The organism is Streptomyces sp. NPDC048352 (assembly GCF_040651895.1).
Classification (GTDB): domain Bacteria; phylum Actinomycetota; class Actinomycetes; order Streptomycetales; family Streptomycetaceae; genus Streptomyces.
The window spans coordinates 54,181-65,535 of sequence record NZ_JBEZKZ010000014.1; the positions used below are offsets into that span (position 1 = coordinate 54,181).

Annotated in this window: 10 protein-coding genes and 4 pseudogenes; 8 read left to right on the forward strand and 6 right to left on the reverse strand. The window is 69.1% G+C overall.

Going from position 1 to position 11,355, the window contains the following annotated elements; genetic code table 11:
• Positions 1–201: 201 nt before the first annotated feature.
• A pseudogene (locus AB0D45_RS10540) lies at positions 202–315 on the reverse strand (HNH endonuclease); the annotation flags it as partial.
• Between AB0D45_RS10540 and AB0D45_RS10545 the strand changes: the two are divergent.
• Together AB0D45_RS10545 and AB0D45_RS10550 are read left to right on the forward strand one after the other, a co-directional pair.
• Positions 302–758, forward strand: a pseudogene (locus tag AB0D45_RS10545) (HNH endonuclease family protein); the annotation flags it as partial. The pseudogenes AB0D45_RS10540 and AB0D45_RS10545 sit on opposite strands and share 14 nt — an antisense overlap.
• 334 nt (positions 759–1,092) lie before the next feature.
• Entirely contained in the window at positions 1,093–1,488 is a 396-nt protein-coding gene (locus AB0D45_RS10550; protein ID WP_362456917.1) for a hypothetical protein, read from the forward strand.
• Positions 1,489–1,707: 219 nt separating this feature from the next.
• On the opposite strand, the gene AB0D45_RS10555 is transcribed toward AB0D45_RS10550, so the two are convergent.
• Positions 1,708–1,914 (reverse strand): hypothetical protein, encoded by a 207-nt coding sequence (locus tag AB0D45_RS10555; protein WP_362456920.1) that lies wholly within the window; start codon positions 1,912–1,914, stop codon positions 1,708–1,710.
• A gap of 885 nt (positions 1,915–2,799) precedes the next feature.
• A complete protein-coding gene (locus AB0D45_RS10560) occupies positions 2,800–3,093 on the reverse strand; it encodes a hypothetical protein (RefSeq protein ID WP_362456923.1) in 294 nt (97 codons plus the stop codon).
• Between the two features lie 696 nt (positions 3,094–3,789).
• Here AB0D45_RS10560 and AB0D45_RS10565 point away from each other — a divergent pair.
• Positions 3,790–3,987, forward strand: a complete 198-nt coding sequence (locus tag AB0D45_RS10565; RefSeq protein WP_362456926.1) for a hypothetical protein — start codon at positions 3,790–3,792, stop codon at positions 3,985–3,987.
• A gap of 79 nt (positions 3,988–4,066) precedes the next feature.
• On the opposite strand, the pseudogene AB0D45_RS10570 reads toward AB0D45_RS10565, so the two are convergent.
• Positions 4,067–4,219 (reverse strand): annotated as a pseudogene (locus AB0D45_RS10570) (DUF6233 domain-containing protein); the annotation flags it as partial.
• Between the two features lie 253 nt (positions 4,220–4,472).
• Positions 4,473–5,003 carry a calcium-binding protein gene (locus AB0D45_RS10575; RefSeq protein ID WP_362456929.1) on the reverse strand — a complete coding sequence of 177 codons (531 nt, stop codon included), beginning with the start codon at positions 5,001–5,003 and terminating at the stop codon, positions 4,473–4,475.
• Between the two features lie 450 nt (positions 5,004–5,453).
• Between AB0D45_RS10575 and AB0D45_RS10580 the strand changes: the two genes are divergently transcribed.
• The 3 genes from AB0D45_RS10580 to AB0D45_RS10590 all read left to right on the forward strand — a co-directional run bounded on the left by AB0D45_RS10580 (position 5,454) and on the right by AB0D45_RS10590 (position 8,184).
• Positions 5,454–6,293 carry a methyltransferase domain-containing protein gene (locus tag AB0D45_RS10580; protein WP_362456932.1) on the forward strand — a complete coding sequence of 280 codons (840 nt, stop codon included), beginning with the start codon at positions 5,454–5,456 and terminating at the stop codon, positions 6,291–6,293.
• Positions 6,294–6,682: 389 nt separating this feature from the next.
• The gene (locus AB0D45_RS10585; protein ID WP_362456935.1) at positions 6,683–7,474 is read left to right on the forward strand and encodes an ATP-dependent DNA ligase; all 792 of its coding nucleotides are present in this window, start codon (positions 6,683–6,685) and stop codon (positions 7,472–7,474) included.
• Positions 7,475–7,764: 290 nt separating this feature from the next.
• Entirely contained in the window at positions 7,765–8,184 is a 420-nt protein-coding gene (locus tag AB0D45_RS10590; RefSeq protein ID WP_362456938.1) for a hypothetical protein, read from the forward strand.
• A 223-nt stretch (positions 8,185–8,407) separates the two neighbouring features.
• Here the strand turns inward: AB0D45_RS10590 and AB0D45_RS10595 are convergent.
• Positions 8,408–8,557: pseudogene (locus tag AB0D45_RS10595) on the reverse strand (IS30 family transposase); the annotation flags it as partial.
• 67 nt (positions 8,558–8,624) lie between these two features.
• Between AB0D45_RS10595 and AB0D45_RS10600 the strand changes: the two are divergent.
• Both AB0D45_RS10600 and AB0D45_RS10605 read left to right on the forward strand, forming a co-directional pair.
• Complete coding sequence (locus tag AB0D45_RS10600; RefSeq protein ID WP_362456941.1) at positions 8,625–9,287, forward strand: thiol-activated cytolysin family protein; 663 nt, start codon at positions 8,625–8,627, stop codon at positions 9,285–9,287.
• Positions 9,288–10,297: 1,010 nt separating this feature from the next.
• A complete protein-coding gene (locus tag AB0D45_RS10605; protein WP_362456944.1) occupies positions 10,298–11,314 on the forward strand; it encodes a hypothetical protein in 1,017 nt (338 codons plus the stop codon).
• Positions 11,315–11,355 lie beyond the last annotated feature (41 nt).

The window sequence follows — 11,355 nt, forward strand, 5'->3', positions numbered from 1 at the left end:
GTGGTCTGCTCGGTCATGCTGTGGCCTCCCGTCCGGCAGGGGTGTGGGCCAGGGCGGCGCACCGCAGCTCGACGCCGCCGGACCGCCATCCGACGGGCTCGCCCCAGTAGGGGTGGGTACACAGGCGGGTCGACAGAGCGATCAGCCGGCGCCGCGGCACTGTGGTGCCGACCTCGGCGGGGGCCTGGGCGAGGTCGGCTGGCGGGTGTTGCAGCCGTCAGCCGGAACGTCACCGGCATTCCAGTGCTTGAAGGCGGTGCGCTGGTAGCCGGTACGGTCCTCGGTCGCGAGCGGCAGCGCGGACACCGCCAAGGAGGTGCTGCTGACTGAGGCGGGTGGTCTCTCCGGAGATCGGGCCGGGCTGCACCCTGACCGGCGGGGTGGGGTGGTCGTACTACGACGACACCACCGTCACCGAGGCGTCCAGGCTGGACATCAACCACATGGTTCCCCTCGGGGAGGCGTGGGACAGCGGGGCCTCGCAGTGGACGGCGAAGCGGCGTGAGGCGTACGCGAACGACCAGGGCCAGCCTGCCTCGCCGGTCGCGGTGACGGCCCGCTCGAACCGCAGCAAGGCGGACCAGGACCGGACGCAGTGGTTGCCGCCGTCACCGGATGCGCTGTGCCGGTACGGCGCGGAGTGGACCGCGACGAAGCTCCGCTGGGGCTTGGCGGTCGATGAGGCGGAGCGGGAGCGGCTGTGGGAGATCGCGGCCGGCCGCGGCGGCACCGACGTGCAGTTCACGCCCGCCCCCTAGGCCAGTACGTGAGCAGGGCCGCCACCGCGCCCGGGGTGGCGGCCTTTCCCATGCCCGGGCCCAACGCGCCGGGTCCGGCTCCAGGAGAGCTATGCGTGGCCGGTGGCCACCGGCCGTGACCGGCTGCCCTCGGCAAGCCGCCCGGAGGCCCGTCTGGGGCATGAGCCTGCCCGGGTTCCGGCTTCCGGTGGTCTTGTGGGTGGCTGGTTTCGTTCCGCTCGTGCGAGTGAATGCGGCATGAACTTACTTTCCGGCGCTAAAGCTACCGAGAGGGAAAACCCTTCCCAAAAGCCCCGAGTGGTACATCGGATTGTCGAGTGTGGAGGTAACAGGTATGCAGGCGAAGTGGGTGCGGGCGGCCGGGATCACGGCGGCAGGAGTGTGCCTGGCCGGGCTCGGCCTGGCCGGCGGGGTAGCGATCGCGGCGTCGGCGGGTTCCCAGGCCCCTTACGCGCGGGCTGGCGCCCTGGTCAACGCCGACGGATCGATCGTCCACTCCAAGCACGTGGCTTCCGTGACCAAGCCGGCGCCCCACAACTTCTGCGTCGAGGTCGACGACGAGAACATCGACCTGTCCAAGGCGCTGGTGACGGCAACGCCCCGCGACGGCATCAGCACGAGCATCCGCGCGGTCTCGGGCGGCTGCGCGAACGGCAAGGGTGTCCTGGTCGGCACCTACGACAACAACAACCGTGGAAGGGCCGAAGGGTTCTACCTCGCCGTGCTGTAGCCAGCCGCTCCTTATGCTGCGGCCCGCGCGGACAGCTGCCGCGCGGGCCGTTCAAGAAGGGGCCGACCGGCCCTCCTGTAACGCCCCGTCCCGGCTCGCGGTGGAGGCCTTCCAGGACGGCCGCCGGAGGCCGGCTGTGGGGAACGGGGCGCTGGAGGCGGCGCGCCCGCGCTGAGCGGTGGCCGGGGTGTTGGCGATGTTGCGAACCCCGGCGTGCCGTCAGCCCTGCGCGTGCCGGTTGCCGTTGCTCTGGTCCGAGGCGTTGGTGTCGGTGACGCCGCTCTTGATACCGAGGGCGTTGAGGTTGTTCAGGGCATCGATGTTGTTCAAGGTGTCGGTCACGACCGAGGCGTGGGCGGGGGCGGCCAGGAGCAGGGGGAGGGCGGCGGCGAACGCGGCGGCCCTGCGTGCGGTACGAGAAGACATGCCTGATCAACGCATCCGGTTGATCACAGGACACGTGGGGTCGGCGACACGCGCTCCCGGTGACCTCGCCGATCAGCTCACCACGGTACGTCGCACGCTTCACCGCCGACGGCCGGCCCCCGGCCGTGTCCTGGCGGCCGAGCGGCTCGTGCGGTCTTCGACGGAAGCCCGGCCCATCACTGGCAGGGGCGGCGCGTCTCGCCAACCGCGACTTGACTTGGTGCGGTGAAGCTTCTTGTTTGCGGTGAACGGGATGTCGCGGCCCTGCCGTCGCGGCCGGGCCGGCCCACAGTTGCGCAATCGGGGGTCTCTCATACCGCGAGCAGCACGTGGTGGCCGGAGCGGCCCTCGGGAAGGCGCAGGGTGTGGGGGAGGCGGGGTTGCCGGGGGAATGCCCGTCGGGCTGTCTGCAGGGAGTGGACACCACCTCGTCCAGCCGTTCGCGGCACCCTGGTGCTCCGCCATCCGGTGCCAGAGGGCAGGACCCAGGCCCCGGGGGTCGCAACGTCCCGGGGCCTTCCCTTGTGGGGCGGCCTACGAAGTATCCGTCTGCGTCGGTCCAGTAAGTCTTGTCGGAGGTGTAGATGTAGGTGCCGTCGTAGGTCCAGCTGTAGGTGCTGCCCTCACCGTTGCGGGCCCCGCAGCCGTACAGGCGGGTGGTGGAGTCGGAGGCGATCACCGGGGGGACGATGCCTTCCTTTGCCGTGGCCTTCAGGTATTTGTCCAGCGCGGCGACGATGCGCTCGTCCTCGCTGGTGTTGTACCAAATGTTGGTGAGGCGGATGAGGCCGTCTGGGTGGACCTTGCAGAAGGCGCACCTACGGTGCCAGTCGTGCAGATCGTCCAGCGGGATGGCGGCCAGGGCGGCGGCGGCGCGGCGCTCCTTCACTTCGGGCAGCAGCTTCTCGGCGCGCTCACGGCCTGTTGGGCGCGCGGGCCGCGCTCCAGGCGCTGGAGCACTTCCGTCGTCTGCTTGTCGATCCCCGCCCGAAGCGCCTGCTGCTTCTCCGGGGAGAAGTTCATCAGCCACTCTTCCCGCATTTCCTCGGATAGGCGGGAGAATTCGAACACCTCGCGCTGGCTGGGGATGGTGCCCTCGATGATTCCCAGTCGGTAGGCGCGCAGCAGGGTGAGGTCCTTGGCGCTGGGAGGGTTTTCCTCGGCGGCCCCTGCCTCCACCTCGGCGTCCGCGCCCGCCCGGGCTTCTGGCTGGCTGCGTGAATCCGCGCCTGCAACGCATCAGCTCGGCTGTGCAACATGGGCACCGCAACGCGCCTACGCGTTGCACCTCGCGCTGCGCCTCACTGTCAGCCGGTATGCCAGCAGAAGACCCCGGGCACTGTCGTGACAGCGCGGGGTCTTTCTGTGTCCTTCGTCGTGCGCCGTGCCGCCGGGGCGGTGAGGGGGTTACGGTTCCAGGGCCAGGGCGATGCCGACCTGATGGCCACCCGCCTTCGTCGTAGCTGCCGGCGCAGCCTCTCCGTCGGCTCCGTGGGTTCGGACTCCAGCTCCACAGGCTTGTTCTCTTCCGGCATGCCACCGTTCCTTCCGCTCACGAGGACGTCACTGGAGAACACACGCTACCCACCTGGCAACCCAGAAACGCGCGTCCCAGCCCAGGGCGCATCTCACTTGCGGACAGCGGTGTCACGCCCAGTCCATGCCCAGTCCATGCCCAGCTTCACGAGCGAAGCGAGCTGGTCGGCGGTGAGGTTGTCGCGTCGGGTTTGGTGCTGGTGATCCATACGCCGAGATTTACGATCAGCGGCTCAGTCTCGCCTTCGACCAGCTGCGGCGCGGGCAAGGCGACGGTCTTCGACGGGGCCAAGCTCCGAGTGCAGATCAAGCAGTCCCGCCAGGCACCGACGCTGTGGTGTGGAGCGGGACTTCCCCGGCCTGGAGGGCCGGCTGGAGGGCAGCACGTCCAACGGGACACGCAGCACCGACCGGACCCCAACCACCAGCCACCGCGCCGGTGCCGGGGCCCTGGCGGACTCGATGCTGCTCTTGGACTGGCAGGGCGACGGCCGCGGCTACCAGCGCCACGCCTACACCGCCTCGCCAACCGTCTGACCTGGCTGGCTTCCGTTCGGTCGGTGGGGTCGGGCACGTCCTCCTGGCCGTTGCGGAGGATCGGCAGCAGGACCTCGGCGGCGTCGCACCCGGTGCACGCCGCCGTCCCGGGCCGCGCGAGGGCATCGAGGGCCGCCACCCTGGTGCCCAGCGGGCGCGCCCGGTCGGTTGCCAGCCGGCATCCCTCGGCCTTGACGGTGGCGGCCCCGCCGGGGGTGCGGCTGTCCAGCAGCCAGGCCCACCGGCCGGCGGGCGCCGCCGCCGACGCGGGCTGGCGGTGCTTGGGTAGGGACGCATGCCGCCCCCGAGCCGCACGGGGCCGCCAGACTGGCTCCGACGGCCCCGCCGTGCCCTAGGACGGATGATGCCGCTGCCGCCCTGCCCGGCAGCCCGCGGTTGTCCTGCTCTGTGGCTCTGTTCACGAGTTTGAGCTCTGGATCGACTTCCGTGAAACGGCGCCCGCTCGCCAGTGAACCGGTGAAGGCTCAGGCTGGCAGCGAGACCAGGTGGTCGCCTGGGATTCCGGCCAGGCCGGGCGTGTAGTAATCGCGGATGCCGTCGGCCCACGAGGTCACCGTGATCCGGTCGCTGGCGTCCGGACCGAACGCGTCGAACAGCGCGTTGATGTTCGGCACGTCGAAGCCCCACGCGGTCATCAGGGCGAGGAAGCGGGGCCGTTCGATCAAGCCGTCGCCGTCCGGGTCGCCGAGCGTGGCAAGCGCCTCGGCGAAAGCGTGAATGGTGGGACCGAACCGCTCCGGGTTGAGTACGGAGGCTTCGAACTCCTTGGGGCTGATCACGCCGTCACTGTCGGTGTCCAGTGCGCCCGCCAGTACGTCCCACCAGCGGCGCATGCTGTCGGCCAGCGCCTGCCTGGCCTCCGGTGCCGAGTCCGTGGCGGCGGCCAGCACCCTTTCGGCGTTCAGCTCGAAGTCCTGGCTGTCGAGCACCCCGTTCTTGTTGGCGTCGAGCAGCTTGAAAATCAGAGCGGCACGCTGAACGGCTTCGTTTCGCATGGATGGCTTTCTCTTGACGGTCGACCTGGGCCAGGGTTCTGGTCAGGCCTCGGACCTGGGCGTCCTGCACGCCCTGGGCCGAGGGTCTCCCACCCTCGGGCGCAGTCCGCCGGCAATTCTCCTAAAGCAGGGATCCGTCACCCGATAGTACGAATTGATCGGATGAGATTCCGTGGCCGGGAATGCGTCGCTCCAACGGAGCCGAGGGTGCACTGACGTGCGTCAACGCGCGATGCTCCACACCGCGTTCAGCGGATTCCAGCAGCTTGGGAAGTGCGGCGCGAGCCGCCGTTCCTACGATGCCCGAGTAGCCACCGAACGCCCTCGCCACACAGCGAGTGACAAGTGCCGCTGCCGCGAAACCCGGTCACCGCGCGGCACTGCTCCAGGAACCGGCCGGACGGCGAAGCATTACCCGCTGGCGGCGAAGAGCAAGGAAACGGAACCACAATGACGTATCGCAACGCACCCGAATTCGGCGCGGACGGACGTGATCGGGAAGTCGGTGAACAGTACGGCGATGTTCTGGGACACCAGCGTCCCGGCGAGCGGGTCCGCCTCGACGCGATTGCCCGCACGTTCGACGCGCAGACCCGACAGCGGCTGGAGGCCGTCGGGGTCGCGGCCGACTGGTCCTGCCTGGAGGTCGGCGCGGGCACCGGCACCATCGCCCACTGGCTGGCCGGACAGTGTCCCCGCGGACGGGTCACCGCGACCGACCTGGACGTGACGCTCGTCCAGGAGCCGGTTCCGGGCAATCTGACGGTGCTGGTGCACGACATTGCGAACGACACCTTCTCCGAAGGGTCCTTCGACCTCATCCACGCGCGCGCCGTTCTGATGCACCTGCCCCAGCGGGAACAGATCGTCGCACGGATGCTGGAATGGCTCGTCCCCGGCGGCGTGCTCGTGCTGGAGGAACTGGTCCACTTCCCCCGTCACGGACTGCCCGCCGCCTCCCCGTTCCGGCGGGTCATCGACGCCTGGTGGGACTTCCTCAGCGCCTCGTTCGGCATGGACGACGCCTGGGGCGGTCGCGCACCCCAGGTCATGCGCGACGCCGGCTACGAGGACGTACAGGTCGCAGCGGACCTGCCGGCCTTCCATGCGGGATCGCCGATCGCCCAGTTCTCCCGACTGACCGTCCTGTCGGTCGCACCCCGCCTCATCGCCGCCGGAATGCTGAGCGAGGCCGATGTGCGCGCAGGCCTGGAGGAGATCGACGACCCCGGGCACCTCTCGTTCCCCATCGCCGTCATCGCCACCTCCGGGCGCCGACCCGGAAGCTGAGGCGCAACTGAAGGGGTCTGCCGCACGAATCGGGTGACATCCGTTAGCGTGCCGTGCGCCATCCGCAGGTGTCTGGTGTGCGTGACCTGCCAGGTGTCCGATGCGGGCGAGCCTGGCCGCCGGACCGCCACGGAAGTTGAGCCGGAACCCGTTCTCGAGAACAACGCCAGACTCTGGAAGTGGGGCGACTGCGGGGGAGGCTGCGGGGGGATGGTGGTCGGGCCGCGGGTGGAGCTGATGCTGGCGCAGGCCGCGGAGCGGCTGCCGGGGCCGGCTGTGCTGTGGTCGGGGGTGGCCTTTGAGCAGAAGTTGGACGGGCACCGGGCGCTGCTCTTCACCCGGCCGGCCCCGGCGGTTGGGTGCTGCTTCAGACCCGGCACGGGTCCTTGGTGCAGGACCGTTGGCCGGGCCTGGTGGCGGCCGCCGAGCAGCAGTTGCCGCACGGCCTGGTCCTCGATGGCGAACTGCTCGTGTGGGATGCGGAAGCGGGTCGGCTGTCGTTCGAGGCGTTGCAGCGCCGCGCCGCGGCCCGCGGCCGCAGTGCCGCCGGCCTGGCAGCGCGGTGGCCGGCCTACTTCGTGGCCTTCGACGTCTTGCAGCAGGACGGGGTGCAGCTCTTGACGCACCCGTACTCGCAGCGGCGCGCGCTGCTCGAGGACCTGTTCACCACCCGTGCCCTGACGGCCCCGTGGACGCTGTGCCCGATGACGACGGACCTGGCCACGGCGGGGGAATGGCTGGAGTCCTGGAGGGACGTGTCGGGCGTCGAAGGCATCGTGATGAAGCCCCTGACCAGCCGCTATCGCCCCTCGTACCGCGGGTGGACCAAGATCCGCCGCCGGGACACCACCGAAGCGATCATCGGCGCGATCACGGGCACCCTGACCCGCCCGCAGCTGCTCGTCCTCGGCCGCCACGACCAGGACGGCCGGCTGCGCGCGGTCGGCCGCACGGTGCCCCTGCGCCCGGACGCCGTCCGGCAGGTCGCCGAGCACGTGGTCGCGGCCGGTCCTGGGCATCCGGGGGCCGGGGTCACGTTCGCCTCGGCGTGGGGGAGCCGTGAGATCCTGGACGTCACGCTGGTCCGTCCGGACCTGGTGGCGGAGGTGAGCGCGGACAGGTCCATTGACCAGGGCGTTTCCGGCACCCGCTCCGGTTTCAGCGGATCCGTCTGGACGTGACGGTGGACGACGTCCCGCCCTTCGGCCGGGGGTTGGCCACGGCTGTCGGCTGACCGCCCCGCCACGCGCTGGCGAACCGGTTCCGCGGGGGCCGGCACCGATGGGTGCCGGTCCCCGCTTCGTGCCCTCCGCAGAGGTGAATCCGGGCCTCGCGTACGCGTAGGCGGCTTGTGCGGTGTGCTTCCAACTCACGTCGCGATCAGGGCTATTGACAGCTAACAAGATCTTTCCCGCATGTCTCCGGCGCGGCCTGATCGTCGGGCCGCCAATGTGCCATCGGAGTGCAATTCATGGGGCGTACGGTACGTGAGAGCTACGACGAGAACCAGGCCGCGGGCTGGCTGCGGGTGCCGTTGGCGGCCTGGCGGTGGGCGGTCGGCACGGGCCTGGTCCCGCCGGCGGACGCCGGCCCGGGGGTGTGGCCGCGGGCGGTGGTGGAGGCCGCCGACCCGGAGCAGGTCCGCGCGGCACTTCGGGGCCCGACCGGGGCCGGGGTGGCGGCGGACCGGCTGACGCAGGCCCTGGGGGAGCCGTTGCGGTGCCAGCCGCGGGTGACCGCGGCGGCGGTCGGCCACCTGGCCCGAGCCGGCCTGCTGGTCCGCCTCGGCGGGGAAGCGGCGTGCCCCGACGTCCACCCGGACCAGGTGGCCGCCCTCGCCCGCCGCCGCCTGCCGGCGCTGCTCAACCGCCACGTCCCCGGGTGTGAGTAGTTGACGTACAGGAAATCCCGGTGAGAACGATCATGGCCCGGCCGGTGCGAGCGCACTGACGCGGTTCTCGTACTCGCGTCGAGCAGCCCGTTCGGGCCCAAGGCGGCTAACGATCCGCCGGACGTACCTCTCGCGGCGCCGGCCAGGGCGGTGTTCACCGGTGCCCAGGTGAGCCGGGCGGTCGCCAGGCGTGAGCCATAACTGTCGTCAAAGGATGGCGAGCTCAAGCGGTCAGCGCATCACTGCTGTTCAGGAGGTCAGCGTAGACCTCCGCCGGGGTGCGGTAGCCGTGTGTCTTGCGCGGGCGGTGGTTGAGCTCGTGGGCGATGGCGTCCAGGTCGGCCTGGCTGAACGTGCGGAGGTCCGCTCCCTTGAAGCTCGAAGCCCTGTGCAGCCCGAGCAAGCCCCTCTCAAGCCGGTGGCATGCACTCAACCCGCCCATGCTGGTACTGGCCGTTCATTACGGACGCACCTTGGTGTTCACCCTCACCTCCTCGACCAGCGAAACCGAGATCGAGGCGGCCGTCAAAGCCAGCTACACCGGCTTCGCCGGAGCCAGCGCCGAGGCGAAAGCCCGCTACCAGTCAGTCCTCAAGAACTCCTCGATCCAGATCATCGCCCAAGGAGTCGACGTCGACGTCCTACGCGAACTTGCCAACGGATCGATCGCCAAGATCTTCGACAAGACGCACAAGTTCAAGGAGTACGTGCCTCTTGGCTACACGCTTGCCACGCTCAAGGGCGAGGTGACGAAGATGAGCGAGGCAACGGAGTACGACGCCGTGAGCTGGGGAGGCATCCGAGTGGAACTGGAGATCCCCTCGATCTGCCTGGGCATGGCTACCACTCAAGAGTTCGACATCACTATCAACGGCACTGTCTACAAGGCGAAGAAAAACCAGCCGGCCAAGGTCACCCGGACCTTCGAGAACGACGGGACGGGACCCCCATTCCATGTCACCAGCCTTAAGGGCTCGGGCGTCGACTGGAAGCTCGGACCCTACGATCTCAAGTGGTTCCAAAACGGCCCCACCTACTCCGGAAAATACCCGGCAGGCGAGGAGCTCGCGACGTCGATGACGTATACAGCAAGGCGGGGATAAAGCCGGATCTCAACGCGGTTCGATGACGTCGGGCAGGGAGGGGCGATACCGCTCGCAGTCGCCCCGTCGCAGTTCCCCCGCGTAGCGGTTCTCGCGCGCCCCCACCATCGGCGGGACGCACGTCGACGTGGAGGGGGAGAGGCAGGCGATCTCAGCGCAAGTGCTGTACCGATGTTCTCCAAGGTCGTCGCTCCAAACGGGCGGACGACATCGCAGACCTGCAACCTTCCGCCCGCGACACTGTGCCCCGCCGTACGACACGGCGGGGCACCTCCGCCCGGACCGTCGCCTCCGCGCTCATACGACGCGAGGGACTCCGCGTCCAGGGCCTCTGAAACAGCGATCGACCTTGCGGGGCTACTTCGTCGGGCCGTTGAGGTTCAGGTTGAGTTCTTTGGCGATCTCAACCATTTCATCGGTGATTTTGGCACCCACTCCCGCGTCTACGACTTGGCCCGCAAGGTTGCTCGCCCCGTTGATGGGTTGAAGGACACCATCAGTGGGCCCGTCAGACGGGCCGAGACTGGTGGTCCCGTGTGTGTCTCCAGCCATTTCGATTCCCTTCCACGTCGACTTACGCCTGAGTGCGACAAACGGGGCTTCTCCGTCATGTCACTCCGGCCTTCTTTTCATCCAAGGGGCCGAACCTGGGCTTCGCCATGCGAGGCGCCGACGATCACCTGTCTGGCGGTGCACGCGGTGTACCCCGCCCGCCTTCCGCTGGAGGTATCAGCGATGACGTTCCTGCGAGTGGCAGGCGCCTCTTCCCGTGTTACTCAAACGTCGTCGGGCGACCCTGCCTGTCGAACACCTCCGTCCCAGCCCGCGCCTGATCATGCGCCGGGTTCGCTCCGGAGTGCGCTCCGCTGGTCGAACGAGGTGATGCTGCAATGGGCATATGCCGGGGAAGGGACGAAGTGCACCGCCGGACGCTCGGCGGGGCCAGTCCGCGGGACGGGCCAGCCGCGATCATCGCCCGTCCGCTTCCTCGACCAGAAGGGACACCTGCCATGCCCAGCGCTTTCGGCGACATCCAGATCGGCCCGTACAACGTGATGCCCCCGGACTACAAAGGCCACAACGCACCCCCGTACACCGCACCCGAGACGATGTACCTCGACCACATGCCCCACACCTACTACAACCCCTGGACCGGCCCCGAGATCTACTTGGGCTGGTCTCCGGACTTCACCCTCAAGCAGGTGAAGGAGTACTACCCCCTGTCGGAGGCGTACGCGGAGCTGGCCAAGCAGACCAAGGACGGCCGCAAGCAGTGGGACAACGAGCCCTTCGACGAGAAGAAGGTCGCCGTCGTCCACGAGACCTGGAAGGAGAGGCACCTCGGCCAGGCATTTGAACCCCCCTACCGTGACTTCGCCGGCTTCAATGGCAACTGGGTGGTCTTCGCCGGGAAGCTGGTGGGCAGCGCGCCGAAGGTGTGCGGGGGCAATACGTGGCAGGGCCCGGTGACCAAGCACTACAGCGACAGTGTCCGGGTGTCGGTCACCAGCACCACCACGCAGGGCTGGGAGTTCGGGCTGACCGCAGAGGCCGGTATCGACGCCAAGGGCGCCAGCGTCAAGCGCGGGTCCTCCTTCCGCTGGTCCAAGACCACCAGCGAGTCCACTGAGGTCACCAAGCAGCACGATGAGGACACCACCCTCCCCCTGAAGGAGAACCAGTGGGGGCGCCTGGACATCCGCATGTGCGCCGGCCTGTATGCCGGGTACGTGGCCTACCGGGGCATCGGCGATGGCTCGGGCAAGTTCGGCATCTACCCGATGCTCGCTCCCGTCCACGTGCCCGGCTTCGGCTCCGTCGTCGCCGAACACACCATGCTCGCCACCAGCAGCCAGCTCTCCCCCGAACAGATCGACGCGCTGAAGGCCGTCGCTGCCTACGAGGAAGCCGCTGAACGCGTCGCACAGGCCGACGGCCAGCTCACCGACGCCGACCTCGACCACCTGCGCACCTCCTGGGCCGAAGCCCAACCCCACCTCCCCACCCCCATCACCATCGCCCCCTGACCTGCCCCTGCATGGTCATGTCCGTCAGGGTGATCCTTTGC